We start from the raw sequence: 18,201 nt of genomic DNA on the forward strand, positions 1-18,201 counted from the left end.
GCTCGAAAGAGATGATCGTGACTGTCAACGACGACTCGTTCACCAATTGGAAGCACCGCGAGGAAACCGCGGAGGCGATGATCCCGATCATCGGGAAGCTGCACCGCGAGCGGGACGTGAACGTCCTGCTGCACAGCCGCTCCTTGGTGAACAAGTCGGTGGTGAGCATTCTCAAGACCCACCGATTCGCCCGGCAGATAGCCGGCGCAGAGCTCTCGGTCACCGAGACGATGCCGTTCCTGCGGGCCCTGGCCGCCCTCGATCTGGGGCCCTCCCAGATCGACCTCGGCATGCTCGCCGCCACCTACAAGAGCGACGAGCGGGGCCTGAGCGTCGAGGAGTTCACCGCCCAGGCCGTCGCCGGTGCCATCGGCACCGGCTCCATCGAGCCGGGCGCGGGCCGCGACGTCGTCCTCTACGGCTTCGGCCGCATCGGCCGCCTCGTCGCCCGCCTGCTCATCGAGAAGGCCGGCTCGGGCAACGGCCTGCGGCTGCGCGCCGTCGTCGTCCGCGGCGGCGGCGAGTCCGACCTGGTCAAGCGGGCCTCGCTGCTGCGCCGCGACTCCATCCACGGCCCGTTCCAGGGCACGATCACCGTCGACGAGGCGAACAGCACCATCGTCGCCAACGGCAACGCGATCAAGGTGATCTACGCGAACGACCCCTCCGAGATCGACTACACCGCGTACGGCATCAACAACGCGATCCTCATCGACAACACCGGCAAGTGGCGCGACCGCGAGGGCCTGTCCACGCACCTGCGCCCCGGCATCGACAAGGTCGTCCTCACCGCCCCCGGCAAGGGCGACGTCCCGAACATCGTGCACGGCGTCAACCACGACACGATCAAGCCGGACGAGCAGATCCTGTCCTGCGCGTCCTGCACGACCAACGCGATCGTGCCGCCGCTGAAGGCGATGGCCGACGAGTACGGGGTGCTGCGCGGCCACGTCGAGACGGTCCACTCCTTCACCAACGACCAGAACCTGCTGGACAACTACCACAAGGCCGACCGCCGCGGCCGCTCCGCGCCGCTCAACATGGTCATCACCGAGACCGGCGCCGCCTCCGCCGTCGCCAAGGCGCTGCCCGACCTGAAGGCCCCCATCACCGGCAGCTCCATCCGCGTCCCCGTCCCGGACGTCTCGATCGCCATCCTCAGCCTGCGCCTGGGCCGCGAGACGACCCGCGAGGACGTCCTCGAGTACCTGCGCGACGTCTCCCTGACCTCGCCGCTCAAGCGGCAGATCGACTTCACCGACTCGCCCGACGCGGTCTCCAGCGACTTCATCGGCTCGCGCCACGCGTCGATCGTCGACGCCGGCGCCACCAAGGTCGACGGCGACAACGCGATCCTCTACCTCTGGTACGACAACGAGTTCGGCTACTCGTGCCAGGTGATCCGCGTCGTGCAGCACGTGTCCGGTGTCGAGTACCCGACGTTCCCGGCCCCCGTCGCCTGACGGACCGGTGCGAGGCGACGCGTCGCGCACACTGTGATTGCGCTGTGAGAATCCTCAACTACCTTGCCCGGCAAGGGGATTGACCCTTTAGGGTGCGGGCTCTACGTTCCGCTGAACATCAGGCATCAGTGGGACGGCTGAGCACCCGGGGGTACTCATGCGCTGTACGCACCGCACGTTCACCGCACTGGCCGCCGTGGTCCTGCTCGCCGCCACGGCGGCCTGCGGCTCGGACTCCGGCGGCTCGGGCTCCTCCGCGTCCGGCGGCGGGGGACTCACCAAGGTCGAGGTCGGCGTCATCCCCATCGTGGACGTGGCGCCGCTCTACCTCGGCCGGCGGGAGGGCTTCTTCAAGAAGCAGGGCCTCGAACTGTCGATGACCACGGCCCAGGGCGGCGCGGCCATCGTGCCCGGAGTCGTCAGCGGCCAGTTCCAGTTCGGGTTCTCGAACTCGACATCGCTGATGATCGCCCGGTCGACGGGCGTCCCCATCGAAGTGGTCGCGAACGGGGTCGGCTCCACCGGCAAGGACGGAGCCGACTTCGGGGCCGTCGTCGTCAAGAAGGGCAGCGCCCTCAAGTCGGCGAAGGACCTGGCGGGCAAGAAGGTCGCCGTCAACACCCTCAAGAACATCAACGACACCACCGTGCGGGAAGCGGTCCGCAAGGACGGCGGTGACCCCTCCACGGTGAACTTCGTCGAGCTGGCCTTCGACCAGATGCCCGCCGCGCTCGCCAAGGGGCAGGTCGACGCGGCCCAGGTCGTGGAGCCCGCCCTCGCCACGGTCAAGGCCCAGGGCGGCACGGTCATCGCCTCCAACTACGTCGACACGGCACCGAAACTCACCGTGGCCATGTACTTCGCGTCCACCCGGTACGCGCAAGAGCACCCGGACATCGTGAAGAAGTTCCAGGCGGCCACCGCCGAGTCGCTGAAGTACGCGAGCAGCCACCCCGACGACGTCCGCGAGATCCTCACCACGTACACGAAGATCCCGCAGACGACCCTCGACAAGATCGTCCTGCCCGACTGGCCCGCCGCCCCCGACCGCGCCTCCCTCGACACACTCGCCCAACTCGGCCAGAAGGACGGCCTGTTCAAGAAGAACCCGGACCTGGACGCGCTCCTCCCATGAGAGCCCGGACGAAGACCGCACTGCGAGCGGTCGCCCCCGGCACCGCCGGGCTGCTGCTCTGCGCGGCACTGTGGGAGGCGGTGCCGCGCCTCGGCCTGGTGGAGTCCGCCTACCTCCCCCCGTTCACGACGACACTGCACGCCCTCGGCGGCGAACTGGGCGACGCCGCCTTCTGGTCGGCGCTCGGCGACACCCTCACCGGCTGGGCCCTCGGCCTCGCCCTCGCCACGGCCGGCGGCGTACTGGCGGGCCTCCTCATCGCCACCGTCCCCTACCTGCGTGAACTCACCACGTCCACCGTCGAGTTCCTGCGCCCCATCCCGTCCGTCGCCCTCATCCCGCTCGCCGTCCTCCTCTACGGCACGGAACTGCGCTCGGTCCTCCTCCTGGTCGTCTACGCGGCCTTCTGGCAGGTCCTCGTGCAGGTCCTGTACGGAGTCCAGGACGTCGACCCGGTCGCCGAGGACACCGCCCGCGCCTTCGGCCTCGGCCCCTGGGCCCGGATCCGGCACGTGGTCTGGCCGACGGCGCTCCCGTACGTCATGACGGGCGTACGCCTCGCGGCCGCGGTCGCCCTCATCCTCGCCGTCACCGTCGAACTCGTCATCGGCGCACCCGGCCTCGGCCACGAGATCAACATCGCCCAGACCTCCCAGGCCGTCCCCGACATGTACGCCCTGATCCTCGTCGCGGGCGGTCTCGGCGTGGCCGTCAACCTCCTCGCGCGGGCCGTCGAACGCCGCGTCCTGTCCTGGCACCAGTCGGTCCGCGCGGAGGTCCCCGTATGAAGCGGGCCCTGCGCGCCACCGCCTTCGCCCTCGCACTGCCGTGCGTCCTGGTCGCCGTCTGGTGGCTGGCCTCGGACCACAGCACCAGCTTCTACGCCCCGCCGCTGCGCACGATCCTCGGCCGCTTCGACGACACCTGGACCCCGGACCGGCTGCGCGACGACGTGGCTCCGAGCGTGGCCCGGCTGGCGGCCGGCTACGCGGCGGCCGGGGTCGTCGGCGTCGCGGTGGGCGTCGCCCTCGGCACCTCCCGGCGGGCCCGCGCCCTGTGCGAACCGGCCCTGGAGTTCCTGCGCGCGGTACCACCGCCGGTCCTGGTCCCCGTCATCATGCTCTTCGCGGGCATCGGCGACACGATGAAGATCGCCGTGATCGCGTCCGGCTGCGTGTGGCCGGTGCTCCTGAACACGGCGGCGGGGGTGCGCTCCGTGGACCAGGTCGCCTCCGAGACCGCCCGCTCCTACGGCGTCACGGGCGCGGCCCGGCTGCGGCACCTGGTCCTGCCCGCGGCGAGCCCGCAGATCTTCGCGGGCCTGCGCCAGGCCCTGTCCATCGGCGTCATCCTCATGGTCATCAGCGAGATGTACGCGTCCAGCAGCGGCCTCGGATTCGCGGTCGTGGAGTTCCAGCGCTCCTTCGCCGTACCGGAGATGTGGACGGGCATCCTCGTCCTCGGCCTGCTGGGGGTGCTCCTGTCGGTCCTGTTCCGGCTCGTCGAACGGCGGGTCCTCGGCTGGTACCACGGTTCGCGCGGCGCACGACGGAAGGCGGGTGGCGGCGGTGCTTGAGGTCAAGGGCCTGCGCAAGGTCTACGAGAGTTCCGGCAGACAGGTGGAGGCGCTGCGCGACCTGACGTTCCGGGTCGGGCCGGGGGAACTGGTCTGTGTCGTCGGCCCGTCGGGCTGCGGAAAGACGACGCTCCTGAAGTGCGTGGCGGGACTGCTGCGGCCCACGGGCGGCACCGTGGCGCTGGACGGCGTACCCGTGACGGGCCCGCGGCCCGGCCTCGCCGTCGTCTTCCAGGAGTACGGACGCAGTCTGTTCCCCTGGAAGCGGGTGACGGAGAACGTCGAACTCCCGCTGCGACAGCGCAGGATGACGGCATCCGAGCGCCGCGCCCGCGTCGCCGACGCACTGGCGGCGGTGGGCCTCGCGGACGCCGGCCGCGCCTACCCGTGGGAGCTCTCGGGCGGCATGCAGCAGCGGGTCGCGATCGCCCGGGCGCTGGCCTACGAGCCCGAAGTCCTGCTGATGGACGAGCCGTTCGCCGCCGTGGACGCGCAGACCCGGGCCGATCTGGAGGATCTGGTGCGGCGGCTGTGGCGGGAGCGGGGGATGACGGTGCTCTTCGTGACGCACGACATCGACGAGGCCGTGTATCTGGGGGAGCGGGTCCTGGTGCTGAGTGCGTCGCCGACGGTCGTGAGGGAAGAGGTCGTCGTGGAACTCCCGATGGACAGGGACCAGTTGGGGACGCGCGCGGATGCGCGGTTCACGGGGTTGCGGAGTCGGGTGCTGGGGTTGATCCGGGGGGACGGTCAGGGGGTGTCGAAGCGTCCGGGGTAGTGGCGCTGGAGCACGCGGCGCAGAGAGTCCATCGGGTTCGCCACGACCGAGCTCTCGAGGCCCCGTATCAAGGTGTCGAACAGGTCGTTCGTCTCGAGCCGGATACGGGCGTGGTCCCGCTCGCGCGCCGTGAGGAGCACGTCCAGGATTCTCGCGAACTGCGGAGTGCCCGCTGACAGGAATGCCAGACCGGCGTGCACACGCGTGTAGAGGTTGTTCAGCTCCGCGTCGGACATCGCCGTGACGTCGTCGAGGAGCAGGCGGAGCAGACTGTGCGCGACGGATGTCGCGGACTCTCCGGAGCGAGGAGTGAACGTCGTGACCGCCACTCCCAGATTGGCGAACACCGGGTCCATCGTGTGCCGGACGATCGAATCGGTGGTGGTGCCGCCCACGGACACCTTGTGCCAGATCTCGTCCCAGTAGGCGCGCTGCCACGTCTGCCCGCCGGCCCCTTCGGAGAACCCGAACATCCAGTTCGCGTCGAGAGGGAGGGGATACACCGGGCCCCGGTCGTCCCTCAAGGCGATCTCCAGCGCCCGCGTCCCGTCCTCGCCCCAGTAGCGCCGCGTCGTGAAGCTCAGGGCGAAGTCCGTCCACTGCGCCTCGTCCATCGCGGAGCGCCACAGCAGACAGTGCCGCCCCCACAGGTGCACGGCCGCCTGCACGTCGGGGAACAGCTCGGCGGCGGTCGTCCGGCCGCGCAGCACCAGGACCATCAGGACGAGATTCGACTCGTACAGGCCGTGCCGGGCCGCCGTCCGCAGATCGTCCGGCCGGTAGGCCGCGTACGCCTCCGACGTACGGGTCCGATGATGACCCCGCAGCACCCTGATCAACTGCTGTGCGAGCCGGTCGCGTTCGGCCTGCGGGATCCGTCCCGCCAGCTCCCGCAGGAACCGCAGCATCTGCCGGGACGCCAGCGGGGTGTAGGAGAGCAGCGCGTACGCCAGATCGTCGTCGATGCGGCCCTCGCCCAGCGACAGGCCGGGCCGCTGCGCCAGCAGATCCCTGAGCAGCCGAACCGCGAGCCGGACCGCCAGATACTCGCCGAACGTCGCGTGCAGGAACTCGTAGGTCGACAGGATCTGGCCGCTGCGGACCGACTGGGACCGCTGCACGAAGAAGAACCGGCCGAGCGCGATCTCGGCGGCTCCGAGCGGAGCGCGGAAACCGCTGGCCGCCACGGCGTGCTTGCCGAACAGCGCGGTGAGGTCCTCGTCCAGCTCGGCGGCCGACACCCACTGCCGGTGGCGGTTGAGCAGGGCGAAGGCGACGAGCGACAGACGCTGCAGCTCCCGCTCGACGCGGTCCTCGGTCTCCGCGTCCGGCACCGCGTCCCGGGTGGACTTGCTCACCTCGCGGCGCGCGAACGAGGACAGCAGCTCCTCGTACAGTTCGGTGACGGCGAGCGGCGCCCCGTCCCGGTTCAGGCCGCCGTCCGTGGCGTCGTAGAGCGCCAGCATCGTCAACAGCAGTGGCTGCGAGACGAGTTCGACGTGCTGGGCGACCGCGTCCCAGGTGAGCGGGGTGAGGATCTGTGCGTTGGCCTCGTTCCAGAGGCTCAGCCAGTGCTGGATCTGCGCGGGCCGGAACGGCTCCAGACGCAGCGCCACCAGCCCCTCCGGATAGCGGGCGCGGTCGGCGACGCTGGTCCGGCTGGTCACCAGGGCCAGCACGGGACGGCCCTGCTCGGCCTCGCGCTGCTGGAAGCGGGCGACACGGATCAGGAAGTCGTTGTGGTGGACGCCCGTGGTCTGGAGGAGCTCGTCGAAGCCGTCGAGGAGCAGCACCGGCGTCGAGCCGCCCGCGGACCTGACCAGCTCGGGCCAGGTCGTGCGCTCACCCGTCGTGGCCCGCACGGCCAGCTCGATCTGGTCCTGGAGTTCGTCCTCGGCGCGTATGTCCCGCAGCGGGACCCGGACCGGCAGGAACCCGGCCTCCGGCAGCCGCGCGGCGAGCACCCGGGTCAGCACGGACTTGCCCGCGCCGGGCTGGCCGAGGACGAGGAGCGGGGCGTGGGCGAGAGCCGGATTGGTGAGCGCGCCCGCGAGATACCGCGTCAGGTCCTGGCGCACCTCGAACCGCTGCCACCAGGACTCGTCGGCCGGCCCCGACTGCCCCTGCGGCTGCGCCACCCGGAAGTCGGGGTCGAGATACATCTCCCGCAGCGAGGGGACGCGGATGCCCTCGGGCGCCGTGGTGGCGTCGAGCACCGGCCGCCCGAGAGTGGCGGTGTGCGCCCGGGCCAGCGCGGCGGCGACATCGCCGGGCGGGGTGAGACCCGCGGCGGAGTCGGCCAGCAGGGTCCGTACGCCGTCGAGGGCCCGGCGGACCTCCGCACGGGTCGCCCGGTGCTCGTTCTGAGTGATCCAGAAATTGAACTCAGGCGCAGCGAGGGCGAGTTGAGCATAGAGGTCGGTGTACTTGCCCGCGGCGTCGTCGACGAGTGCGGTGTCCAAGGCCGTCATGGTCTCGAACTGGCCCTGTTCCCGCAGCCGTTCCCAGACCCGCAGTCCTGTGAGGAAGTGCCGGAAGCGGTCGCCCAGCGTCGTGTAGAACGACCGCAGGTCGACGGTCAGGAACTCCGGCGGATGGTGCGGGGCGGGGAACAGTACGTCGGCGGAGAGCAGTTCACGCACCAGATCGTCCCCCGCGACCCCGTCCGCCCCCACCATCCGCAACTGCTCTCCCCGAGTCAGCTCCACGTCGTCGAGCGAGAACGGCAGCCGCGCCTCGTCCAGCGCCTCGAACCACGCCACCACCACGATCACCGTGTGCGCCGCCCGCAGCACCTCGGTCCGCTCGGCCCGCCGTCCGGCCCGCCCCAGCCGGTCCGCCACCCCGCGCACCGCGTCGCGCCCCGCCCCGATGATCCGGCCGCGCCCCGACACCATCCCCAACAGCGTGCCGCTCGCCCCGCCGGTCGCCAGATTCAGCGCACCGCCAACTGCCCTGTCCAGCCTGGTCATCGCCGCCGAATCCACCCCCAGCAGCGCCAGCGCGTCCGCGAACGACAGCACACCACGTGACGCCACCACACCACCCCCGTGGTCCAGCCCGGCCCGGCCGCCGGCACTCTCCCCGCAACTCTAGGGAGAGGAGGCACCACACGTGCGCCAATGCTCAGGAAGATGCAGTACGTACCTCACCTGTTTACGCTCCGTGGCCCCTATGCCTTACGGTGTGGCGCGTGGACAGTCAGGGTGAGCGCAGACTGCGGCTGCGCCTGACCGGGGCCGCGGCCCTCGCCGCCGTATCGGCGGCCGCCGGAACATGGGCGTACGGCCGCAGCGGCGCGTCCGCGTCGGACCTCGTGCGCGACCTCGCGGTCGGCGGCGCCTACGTGATCGCGGGCCTCGTCGCCTGGCGGCGCAGGCCCGCCAACCACACCGGCCCGCTGATGACGGCCGAGGGCATCACGTGGTTCTTCGGCAATCTGCAAGGCACCGCCGTACCGGTCCTGTTCAGCTTCGGCGCCTGGTGGGAGGCGCTGAACATGGCGGTGCTGCTGCACCTCGTGCTGTCCTTCCCCGAAGGCCGCCTCACCACCGTCCTCACCCGCCGCCTCGTCCAGAGCGCGTACGCGCTCGTCGCCGTCGGCGGTCTGATCCGCACCCTCCTGTTCGACCCCGCGCGCAACACCGGCGCGACCTACCTCGACTGCGCCGACTGCGGCCCGAACCTCATCGCCGTCCCCGCCTGGAACGGCGCCTTCGACGCCTTCGACGCCGCCTACCACGCGGCGGGCTGGGTCCTCTCCGCCGTCGCGGCCGTCGCGATCGTGCAGCGCTGGCGGCACGCGTCGGCGGCCCGCCGCCGCGCGCTGCTGCCCGCATGGGTGGGCATCGGCGTCGCCGTCGTCTTCCTGATGTGGGACATGCTGTTCTACGTCGTGCCGTGGTTCGGCGAGGTCGGCTCCCTCGCCGAGCAGGCCGTCTACCTGATGTCGGACCTCGCGCAGGTCGCCGTCCCCTTCGCGTTCCTCGCCGGTCTGCTCCGCATGCACCTCCAGCGCGCCGAGGTCAGCGGCCTGGTCATCGACGTGGGCACCGACCCCGATCCGGCGCGGGTGCGCGACGCCCTCGTCCGCGTCCTCGGCGACGCGACGCTCCGCCTCGGCCTGTGGCGCGAGGAGAAGAGGGCCTACGTCGACGGGGCCGGCCGCGAGGTCGGCGCCGACGGCCCCGGACGCACCCCGGTGCGCGCCGCCGACGGACGCCCGCTCGCCCTGCTCCACCACGACCCGGCCCTCGCGGACGACCCGGAACTGCTCGAATCCGTCGCCGCGGCGCTCCGCCTCGCCCTGGAGAACGTCTGGCTGCGCACCCGCGCCAAGGACGTCGCCAGCCGGATCGTGCAGGCCGCCGACGCCGAGCGCGGCCGCCTGGAGCGCGACCTGCACGACGGGGCACAGGCCCGCCTGGTCTTCGCCCTCATGTCGGTGCGGCGGGTACGGCGCGGCCTGGCCGACCACCCCGACCAGGCACTGCGCGCCGCCGCCGACGAGGCCGAGACGAGCCTGCGCCTGGCCATCGAGGAACTGCGCGGCATCGCCCAGGGCATCCACCCCGCCGTCCTCACCCGCGAAGGTCTGGCCCCGGCCCTGAACGCCCTCGCGAAGGAGGCCGCGCTGCCCGTCGTCGTCGCCGCCGAACCACGCCGTTACGACCCCGTCGTCGAGACCACCGCCTACTTCACCGTCTGCGAAGCCCTGTCGAACGCGGCCAAGCACGCGGGTGCCCGCGCCGTCAGCGTCTCGGCCCGGCAGGAGGGCGACCGGCTCGTCGTCGAGACCGTCGACGACGGCGTCGGAGGCGTCGACACCGCGCACGGCACCGGCCTGCGCGGCCTCGCCGACCGGCTCGCGGCCGTCGACGGCGTCCTGCACATCGAAAGCCCCGCCGGCGGCGGGACCAGAATCAGGGCGGAGCTGCCGTGCGGGTGATCGTGGCCGAGGACTCGGCTCTCCTGCGGCAGGGCATCGTACGGCTCCTCACCGACGAGGGGATCGAGGTGGCCGCGGCCTGCGGCGACACCGCACCGCTGCTCGCGCTCGTCGCCGAGCACACCCCCGACGCCGTGCTCCTCGACATCCGGATGCCGCCCACCCACACCGATGAGGGCCTGCTCGCCGCGGCCGCGATCCGCGCCACGCACCCCGGCACCGGCGTGCTCCTGCTCTCCCAGTACGTGGAGACCACCTCGACCGTGCAGGCGCTGGCCCGGAACCCCGAGGGCTTCGGCTATCTGCTGAAGGAACGGGTCGCCGACATCGACGAGCTGAGCGGCGCCCTCAAGCGGGTCGCGGCGGGGGAGACCGTCCTGGACCCGCTGGTCGTGGCCCGGCTGATGGAGGCGCCCCGGCTGCCGGGGCCGCTCGACGACCTCACCGGACGCGAGCGCGACGTGCTGGCCCTCATGGCCGAGGGCCGCTCGAACGAGGCCATCGCGCAGAAGCTGGTCATCGGCGGCAAGACGGTCGAGACGCACGTCCGCAACATCTTCGGCAAACTGCGCCTCGAACCCGACCTGCTGGAGCACCGCCGGGTCATGGCGGTGCTCACCTACCTGCGCGGCTGACGCCGCGGCGTCGCTCAAGAGATCCCGGCTGCCCGCTCCGGAGACGACGCCCGTTCCCCCGTGTCCCCCGTGCTCCCCCGTACGTCGTCCGCGGAGCGGTGCCGGACCTCCAATGTAGGCAACCGCGCGGCGGGGGACATCAGGGTCAGCCCTGAGATGTGGAACCCCACTTACCTCTTTGATCACGGCATGCCCCTGTTTGGTCACCCAGGACCTCTTCCCAGTGGACTCGGCGCGGGTCTATAGTCCAAAACTAGCAGTGCTAATTAACCGCGTTCCGGCTGTTCACTGGAGTTGACTGTGCGCCTCGTACACTTCGCCGCCGCCCGCCGCACCCCGATCGGGAAGCTCCGCGGCGCACTGTCCTCCGTACGGCCCGACGACCTCGCGGCGACGGTCGTCAGGGCGCTCATCGCGGACGCGCCCGCGCTCGACCCGGCCCGCATCGACGACGTCTACTGGGGCGCGGCGAACCAGGCGGGCGAGGACAACCGGAACGTCGCGCGGATGGCCGCCCTGCTCGCGGGCCTGCCCGAGACGGTGCCGGGCGCGACGGTGAACCGCCTGTGCGCCTCGGGCATGGAGGCCGTCACCACCGCCGCCCGCACCATCGCGGCGGGCGAGGCCGACGTGGTGCTCGCGGGCGGCTCCGAGTCGATGAGCCGCGCGCCGTTCGTGCTGCCCCGACCCGACGAGGCGCTGCCGCACGCGATGCAGACGTACGACACCCGGCTCGGCTGGCGTCTGACCAACCCGCGGATGAAGGAGCTGCACGGGGTCCTCACGATGGGGGAGACCGCGGAAGAGGTCGCCGACCGGCACGGCATCTCGCGCGAGCGCCAGGACGCGTTCGCGCTGCGCAGCCACCAAAAGGCGGCCGCCGCCCGCAAGGACGGCCTGTTCGACGCCGAGATCCTGCCCGTCACGCGCCCCGACGGCGTGGTCGTCGACGCCGACGAGTGCATCCGCCCCGACACGTCGCTGGAGAAGCTCGGCGGCCTCAAGCCCGTGTTCCGCAAGGGCGGTTCGGTGACGGCGGGCAACGCGTCGCCGATGAACGACGGAGCCGCGGGCCTGCTCCTGGTCAGTGAGGAGGCCCTGGAGGAGTTCGGGCTCGTCTCGCTCGGCCGCTATGTCGCCGGCGCCTCGGCGGGCGTCCACCCCGACGTCATGGGCGTCGGCCCGGTGCCCGCCACGCAGAAGGCGCTGAAGCGCGTCGGCTGGTCCCTCGCGGACATCGAGGAGGCGGAGTTCAACGAGGCGTTCGCCGCCCAGGCCCTCGCCTGCGTCGACGGCCTCGGCATCGACCCCGACCTGGTCAACCCGACCGGCGGTGCCATCGCCCTCGGCCATCCGCTCGGCTGCTCCGGCGCCCGCATCCTCACCACACTGCTGCACCGGCTGCGCCGCACCGGCGCCACCCGCGGCCTCGCCACCATGTGCGTCGGCGTCGGCCAGGGCAGCGCCGTCCTCGTCGAACGCGCCTGACGCCCGCACCCTCAAGGGCCCACCGACCTGGTTCACCGAAGCACCAGAGTTCAGTACGAAACGGAGCACCACCCGTCATGGCAACCCTCTCCCTCGCCGCGATCCTCGCCGAGAACGCCCGCCGCCGCCCCGCCAAGGTCGGTCTCGTCGAGGGCGGACTCCGCCTCACCTTCGAGGAGTTGTGGCTCCAGGCCCGCAAGCAGGCAGCGGCCCTCACCGGCCTCGGCGTCCGCCCGGGGGACCGGGTCGCCCTGATGGCGCCCAACACCGCCGAGTTCCCGCGCGCCTACTACGCGGCGCTCGCGGCCGGCGCGGTCGTCGTCCCCGTCCATCTGCTGCTGTCCGCCGGAGAGGTCGAGCACGTCCTCAAGGACAGCGGCGCGACACTGCTCCTGTGCCACCCCGCGCAGGCGACGGTCGGCGCGGCGGCCGCGGAGGCGACCGGCGTGCGGATGCTGACGCTGGGCGCGAGCGGCGACCTGGAGCAACTGACCGCGGCCGCCGAGCCGTTGGGTACGTACGTCACCCGCGAGGCCGACGACCCCGCCGTCATCTTCTACACGAGCGGCACCACCGGCGTCCCCAAGGGCGCCGAGCTGAGCCACTTCAACCTCGTCATGAACGCCACGGTCTCCGCCTTCGACGCCCACGACGTCGCCCCCGACGACATCGCGCTCGGCGCGCTGCCGCTGTTCCACGCCTTCGGGCAGACCGTGTCGATGAACGCGACCTGGCGGGCGGGCGCCACCCTCGTCCTGCTGCCGCGCTTCGACGCGGCGCGCGCCGTCGACCTGATGGTGACCGAGAACGTGAACACGTTCCACGGCGTTCCCACGATGTACGTGAACCTGCTGGCGGCGGCACCCGCCGCGGAGAAGCTCCCCGACCTCAAGATCTGCGTCTCGGGCGGAGCCTCGCTCCCGGTGGCCGTCCTCGAAGGCTTCGAGAAGGCGTTCGGCGCCACGATCTTCGAGGGCTACGGCCTGTCGGAGACGTCTCCCGCGGCCGCCGCCAACCAGCCCGTCTTCGGCGCCCGCCCCGGCACGATCGGCCACCCCCTGTGGGGCGTCGACGTGGAGATCGCCCGCGCGGAGGTGGAGGACCGGGTGGAACTGCTGGCCACCGGCGAACTCGGCGAGGTCGTCGTCCGCGGCCACTGCGTCTTCACCGGCTACCTGGGCCGCCCCGAGGCCACCGCGGAGGCCCTCGTCGACGGCTGGTTCCGCACCGGCGACCTCGGCACCAAGGACGCCGACGGCTATCTGCGCATCGTCGACCGCAAGAAGGACATCATCATCCGCGGCGGCTACAACGTGTACCCGCGCGAGGTCGAGGAGGTCCTGATGCGCCACCCCGGCATCGGCCACGCCGCCGTGATCGGCCTGCCCGACGCCGTCCACGGCGAGGAGATCTGCGCCGTGATCGTCCCGAAGCCGGAGACGACGCTCGATGCCGCGGAGCTCACCGACTGGTCCAAGCAGCACCTGGGCAAGCACAAGTACCCCCGCCGCATCGAGTTCACGACCGAGCTCCCCCTGGGCCCCAGCATGAAGATCCTGAAGCGAGAACTGAGGTCTGTGTACGGCAAGTAGAGCGCCCCGTCAGGGGCGCGGGGAACTGCGCGACCAGCCACACGCGACCCGCACCCGCCAACGCACCCGCTGAATCCACCCCGTAGGCACAAAAGAGGACCGGCCCGGCGCCTCCCAGCGCCGACCCGGTCCTCCCCGCACAACCGACGGAGTCAGTCGGTGCCGAACTCCATCGCGGCCCGGTCCAGAGCCTCGTCCTCCCCGGACACCTCACCGCGGGAGGCGATGGCCTGCGCCCCGCCCTCCGGCAGGGCGCCGATGAGCCCGGCGCCGAGCGCCGAGTCACCGGAACCGAGCAGGCCGAGACCCGCGTACTGCTCCAGCTTCGCGCGCGAGTCGGCGATGTCCAGGTTGCGCATGGTGAGCTGGCCGATCCGGTCGACAGGGCCGAACGCCGAGTCCTCGGTCCGCTCCATGGAGAGCTTGTCCGGGTGGTAGCTGAACGCCGGGCCCGTCGTGTCGAGGATCGAGTAGTCCTCGCCGCGCCGCAGCCGCAGCGTGACCTCACCGGTGACCGCGGCGCCGACCCAGCGCTGCAGCGACTCGCGGATCATCAGGGCCTGCGGGTCCAGCCAGCGGCCCTCGTACATCAGACGGCCCAGACGCCGGCCCTCGGAGTGGTACTGGGCGAGGGTGTCCTCGTTGTGGATCGCGTTCACCAGGCGCTCGTACGCGGCGTGCAGCAGCGCCATGCCCGGCGCCTCGTAGATGCCGCGGCTCTTGGCCTCGATGATCCGGTTCTCGATCTGGTCGGACATGCCCATGCCGTGCCGGCCGCCGATGGCGTTGGCCTCCATCACCAGGTCGACGGCGGAGGCGAACTCCTTGCCGTTGATCGTGACCGGGCGCCCCTCCTTGAAGCCGACGGTGACGTCCTCGGTGGGGATCTCCACCGACGGGTCCCAGAACTTCACGCCCATGATCGGCTCGACCGTCTCCACACCCGTGTCCAGGTGCTCGAGGATCTTCGCCTCGTGCGTGGCACCCCAGATGTTGGCGTCGGTGGAGTACGCCTTCTCGGCGGAGTCCCGGTAGGGCAGCCCGTGCTCGACCAGCCACTCCGACATCTCCTGGCGGCCGCCCAGCTCGGCCACGAAGCCCGCGTCGAGCCACGGCTTGTAGATCCGCAGGTTCGGGTTGGCCAGCAGGCCGTAGCGGTAGAACCGCTCGATGTCGTTGCCCTTGTACGTCGATCCGTCGCCCCAGATCTGCACGTTGTCCTCGAGCATCGCCCGCACCAGGAGCGTGCCGGTGACCGCGCGGCCCAGCGGCGTCGTGTTGAAGTACGCGCGACCGCCCGAGCGGATGTGGAACGCGCCGCAGGTCAGCGCGGCCAGGCCCTCCTCGACCAGCGCCTCGCGGCAGTCGACCAGGCGGGCGATCTCGGCGCCGTAGGCCTGGGCGCGACCGGGCACCGAGTCGATGTCGGGCTCGTCGTACTGGCCGATGTTCGCGGTGTAGGTGCACGGGACGGCGCCCTTGTCGCGCATCCACGCGACCGCGACGGACGTGTCGAGGCCGCCCGAGAAGGCGATGCCGACGCGCTCGCCGGCGGGAAGGGAAGTGAGGACCTTGGACATAGGAAGAGTATGCATCACCGCTCATGGTTATGCAAAGCCCCGTCGGGTCTCCTTCTGCGCCGAACACGTGTAGTGCGAAAGTGTCCCGGGGTGCGCGGCAGGCGGGAACCCCGGACACGCGGAGATGGAGCACATGCACGAGATATTCGGCGTCACCCCCTGGGGATTCGCGGCCCTGGCCGCCGCGGCCCTCCTGGTGGGCTTCTCCAAGACCGCCGTCAGCGGGGCCAACACCGTCAGCCTCGCGATCTTCGCCGCGATCCTGCCCGCCCGTGCCTCCACCGGCGTGCTGCTGCCGATCCTCATCTGCGGCGACATCCTCGCGGTGCTGACCTACCGCCGGCACGCCCACTGGCCGACCCTGTGGCGGCTCTTCCCGGCCGTGGCCGGCGGCGTGGTGGTCGGCACCGTCTTCCTCGCGTTCGCGGGGGACGGTCTGGTCCGCGGCTCCATCGGCCTCATCCTGCTGGTGATGGCCGCCGTCACCGTCTGGCGGCGCAGGCGCGCCGAGGCGCCCAAGGCGGAGGAGAACCCGACGCGCGCGGCCCGCGTCAAGGCGGGCTCGTACGGGGTGCTCGGCGGCTTCACCACGATGGTCGCCAACGCGGGCGGCCCGGTGATGTCGATGTACCTGCTGTCCGCCGGATTCAAGAAGCTGGGCTTCCTCGGCACCTCCGCGTGGTTCTTCCTCATCGTGAACACCGCGAAGGTGCCGTTCAGCGTGGGCCTCGGTCTCATCGACGGCCGCTCCCTGCTGCTGGACGCGGCCCTCGTCGCCTTCGTCGTGCCGGGTGCACTCATCGGCAAGGCGGCCGTGAACCGCATCAACCAGCGGCTCTTCGAACAGCTGGTGATCGCGGCGACGGTGCTCGGCGGTCTGCAGTTGCTGCTGCGCTGAGCCGGGAGGCGACTCAGGAAGCCGCCACGGGGCGGTCGGCCGAGGACTGCTGCGGCAGCCCCTGCGCGAGGTCCTCGGCCAGCAGCCGCTTGGCGATCGAGTCGACCGCGGCGCGCAGGTCCTCGCCCGGCGGCCGGCCGAGGTCGGCCTCCACCTGCTTGCTCAGCCACTCGCCCCACGCCCGGTTGAGCACGTCCGCCTCCCGCTGCCCCGCGGCGGTGTGCGAGAAGTACGACCCCGTACGCGTCAGATATCCCTCGTCGACCATCCGCTGGAACACCGGCACCAGCACCTCCGGCGGCACCCTGCGCCGTGCCGCGATCATGCCGAGGGAGGCGTGTCCGACCATCCGCGTATAGAACTCCACCTGCATCACGGCCCACGAGCCCGCGATGTCCAGACGGCTGTCGGAGGCGTCGAGGATCCGGCGCGCGGTCTCCAGGTTCGAGGACTTCACGATGTTGCCCACCGCCCGCTCCAGCAGGTGCGCCGGATCACCGGTCGAGGGCTGCGCGAAGCCCTCGCCCATGTCCGTCGAGCCCATCCGCGCCGTGTCGCGCAGCTGCACCTGCTTGAGGAAGAGCGCCACGACGAACCCGACGACCGCCACCGGCACCGTCCACAGGAACACGGTGTGCAGCGAGTCCGCGTACGCCTGCACGATGGGCTCGCGCGCTCCGGCCGGCAGCGCGTGCAGCCCCTCCGGGCTCTGCGCGGCCTTGGTGAGCGCCGCCGGATCGACGCCGGTGCCGGCCCGCGCGGCCTGCTCGACGCCGTCGGTCAGATTCGGCTTCAGGGTGTTGGCGTAGATCGTGCCGAACACCGCGGTGCCGAAGGCGCTGCCGAGCGTACGGAAGAAGGTCACCCCGGACGTGGCCGTGCCCAGATCCGCGTACTCGACGGTGTTCTGCACGGCGATGGTGAGCACCTGCATGGACAGCCCGATCCCGAGGCCGAGCACGAACATGTACAGCGATTCCAGCCAGGCCGAGGACGACGTCCCCATCAGGGACAGGAGGTACAGGCCGACGCCCATGACGAGCGAGCCGACGATCGGGAAGATCCGGTACTTGCCGGTCTTGCTGACGACGTTGCCGGAGAACACCGACGCGATCAGCAGACCGATCACCATCGGCAGTGTGCGCACGCCCGAGATCGTGGCCGAGTCCCCGTCCACGTACTGCAGATAGGTCGGCAGGAACGTCAGCGCGCCCAGCATCGCGAAGCCCACGATGAAGCTGAGGATCGAGCAGACCGTGAAGACCGGATTCGCGAACAGCCGCATCGGCAGCATCGGTTCCGCCGCCCGGGTCTCCGCCCAGCAGAACAGGCCGAGCGCCACGAGGCCGCCCGCGAACAGGCCGATGATGACGCCGGAGCCCCACGCGTACTCGTTGCCGCCCCAACTCGTCGCCAGGATCAGGGCGCTCGCCCCGACCGCGACGAGCGCGATGCCGAGATAGTCGATGACCGGCCGCGCCACCGACTTCACCACCGGGATGGTGCGGGCCGCCGCGACGACCACCACGATCGCGATCGGCACGTTGACGTAGAAGGCCCAGCGCCAGGTCAGATGGTCCGTGAACAGACCGCCGAGCAGCGGGCCGATGACCGTCGACACACCGAACACGGCACCGATCGCACCCTGGTACTTGCCGCGCTCGCGCAGCGGGATGACGTCCGCGATCAGCGCCATCGCCGTGACCATCAGGCCGCCGGCGCCGATGCCCTGCATCGCCCGCCAGACGATGAGCAACGTCATGTTCGTGGCGAGGCCGCACAGGAACGAGCCCGTGATGAAGACGATCGCCGAGACCTGGAAGACCACCTTGCGGCCGAACAGGTCGCCGAACTTGCCGACCAGGACCGTGGCGACCGTCTCCGCGAGGAGGTACGACGTGACCACCCACGACATGTGCGCCGCGCCGCCCAGATCCGAGACGATCGTCGGCAGGGCCGTACCCACGATCGTCTGGTCCAGGGCCGCGAGCAGCATGCCGAGCATGATCGTCACGAAGATGACGTTCCGGCGGCGCTTGTCCAGTACCGGTGGGGCCGGGGCGGCGGCTTCAGCCGTGGTGGTGGTCACCTTCGCAGGGTCACATCGG

Annotated in this window: 13 protein-coding genes; 10 read left to right on the forward strand and 3 right to left on the reverse strand. The window is 71.2% G+C overall.

What is annotated here, in order from left to right; all coding sequences use genetic code 11:
• Positions 1-17: 17 nt before the first annotated feature.
• The 5 genes from ABZ930_RS04110 to ABZ930_RS04130 all read left to right on the forward strand — a co-directional run bounded on the left by ABZ930_RS04110 (position 18) and on the right by ABZ930_RS04130 (position 4,952).
• Entirely contained in the window at positions 18-1,463 is a 1,446-nt protein-coding gene (locus ABZ930_RS04110; RefSeq protein WP_361541070.1) for a glyceraldehyde-3-phosphate dehydrogenase, read from the forward strand.
• A 157-nt stretch (positions 1,464-1,620) separates the two neighbouring features.
• Entirely contained in the window at positions 1,621-2,598 is a 978-nt protein-coding gene (locus tag ABZ930_RS04115; RefSeq protein WP_361541073.1) for an ABC transporter substrate-binding protein, read from the forward strand.
• Positions 2,595-3,386 carry an ABC transporter permease gene (locus ABZ930_RS04120; RefSeq protein ID WP_361541076.1) on the forward strand — a complete coding sequence of 264 codons (792 nt, stop codon included), beginning with the start codon at positions 2,595-2,597 and terminating at the stop codon, positions 3,384-3,386. The genes ABZ930_RS04115 and ABZ930_RS04120 overlap by 4 nt, the downstream gene beginning before the upstream one ends.
• Complete coding sequence (locus ABZ930_RS04125) at positions 3,383-4,174, forward strand: ABC transporter permease subunit (RefSeq protein WP_361541079.1); 792 nt, start codon at positions 3,383-3,385, stop codon at positions 4,172-4,174. Before ABZ930_RS04120 ends, ABZ930_RS04125 begins: the two co-directional genes overlap by 4 nt.
• On the forward strand, positions 4,158-4,952 hold the full coding sequence (locus tag ABZ930_RS04130; protein ID WP_361541082.1) for an ABC transporter ATP-binding protein: 795 nt from the start codon (positions 4,158-4,160) through the stop codon (positions 4,950-4,952). The genes ABZ930_RS04125 and ABZ930_RS04130 overlap by 17 nt, the downstream gene beginning before the upstream one ends.
• Here the strand turns inward: ABZ930_RS04130 and ABZ930_RS04135 are convergent.
• Complete coding sequence (locus ABZ930_RS04135) at positions 4,925-7,990, reverse strand: hypothetical protein (protein WP_361541085.1); 3,066 nt, start codon at positions 7,988-7,990, stop codon at positions 4,925-4,927. The genes ABZ930_RS04130 and ABZ930_RS04135 overlap by 28 nt on opposite strands.
• Before the next feature lie 155 nt (positions 7,991-8,145).
• On the opposite strand from ABZ930_RS04135, the gene ABZ930_RS04140 reads away from it, so the two are divergent.
• From ABZ930_RS04140 to ABZ930_RS04155, 4 genes are all read left to right on the forward strand, one after another.
• Complete coding sequence (locus ABZ930_RS04140) at positions 8,146-9,900, forward strand: histidine kinase (RefSeq protein ID WP_361541088.1); 1,755 nt, start codon at positions 8,146-8,148, stop codon at positions 9,898-9,900.
• Positions 9,891-10,535, forward strand: coding sequence for a response regulator transcription factor (locus tag ABZ930_RS04145; protein ID WP_361541091.1), 645 nt, complete (start codon positions 9,891-9,893; stop codon positions 10,533-10,535). Before ABZ930_RS04140 ends, ABZ930_RS04145 begins: the two co-directional genes overlap by 10 nt.
• A gap of 300 nt (positions 10,536-10,835) precedes the next feature.
• A complete protein-coding gene (locus ABZ930_RS04150; RefSeq protein ID WP_361541094.1) occupies positions 10,836-12,023 on the forward strand; it encodes an acetyl-CoA C-acyltransferase in 1,188 nt (395 codons plus the stop codon).
• A gap of 77 nt (positions 12,024-12,100) precedes the next feature.
• On the forward strand, positions 12,101-13,615 hold the full coding sequence (locus tag ABZ930_RS04155) for a long-chain fatty acid--CoA ligase (RefSeq protein ID WP_361541097.1): 1,515 nt from the start codon (positions 12,101-12,103) through the stop codon (positions 13,613-13,615).
• A gap of 152 nt (positions 13,616-13,767) precedes the next feature.
• On the opposite strand, the gene argG is transcribed toward ABZ930_RS04155, so the two are convergent.
• A complete protein-coding gene (argG, locus tag ABZ930_RS04160; RefSeq protein WP_361541100.1) occupies positions 13,768-15,195 on the reverse strand; it encodes an argininosuccinate synthase in 1,428 nt (475 codons plus the stop codon).
• A 124-nt stretch (positions 15,196-15,319) separates the two neighbouring features.
• Here argG and ABZ930_RS04165 point away from each other — a divergent pair, with 124 nt between their 5' ends.
• On the forward strand, positions 15,320-16,093 hold the full coding sequence (locus tag ABZ930_RS04165) for a sulfite exporter TauE/SafE family protein (RefSeq protein ID WP_361541103.1): 774 nt from the start codon (positions 15,320-15,322) through the stop codon (positions 16,091-16,093).
• A gap of 13 nt (positions 16,094-16,106) precedes the next feature.
• On the opposite strand, the gene ABZ930_RS04170 is transcribed toward ABZ930_RS04165, so the two are convergent.
• Positions 16,107-18,182, reverse strand: coding sequence for an MDR family MFS transporter (locus ABZ930_RS04170; RefSeq protein WP_361541106.1), 2,076 nt, complete (start codon positions 18,180-18,182; stop codon positions 16,107-16,109).
• Positions 18,183-18,201 lie beyond the last annotated feature (19 nt).

This window comes from Streptomyces sp. NPDC046716, from assembly GCF_040645755.1.
In the GTDB taxonomy this organism is placed as follows: domain Bacteria; phylum Actinomycetota; class Actinomycetes; order Streptomycetales; family Streptomycetaceae; genus Streptomyces.

Excerpts from the sequence above, each read along its gene's own strand:
- ABZ930_RS04115 (WP_361541073.1), top strand. The coding sequence starts at position 1,621 with ATGCGCTGTACGCACCGCACGTTCACCGCACTGGCCGCCGTGGTCCTG.
- ABZ930_RS04120 (WP_361541076.1), top strand. The coding sequence starts at position 2,595 with ATGAGAGCCCGGACGAAGACCGCACTGCGAGCGGTCGCCCCCGGCACC.
- ABZ930_RS04125 (WP_361541079.1), top strand. The coding sequence starts at position 3,383 with ATGAAGCGGGCCCTGCGCGCCACCGCCTTCGCCCTCGCACTGCCGTGC.
- ABZ930_RS04155 (WP_361541097.1), top strand. The coding sequence starts at position 12,101 with ATGGCAACCCTCTCCCTCGCCGCGATCCTCGCCGAGAACGCCCGCCGC.
- argG (WP_361541100.1), bottom strand. The coding sequence starts at position 15,195 with ATGTCCAAGGTCCTCACTTCCCTTCCCGCCGGCGAGCGCGTCGGCATC.
- ABZ930_RS04165 (WP_361541103.1), top strand. The coding sequence starts at position 15,320 with ATGGAGCACATGCACGAGATATTCGGCGTCACCCCCTGGGGATTCGCG.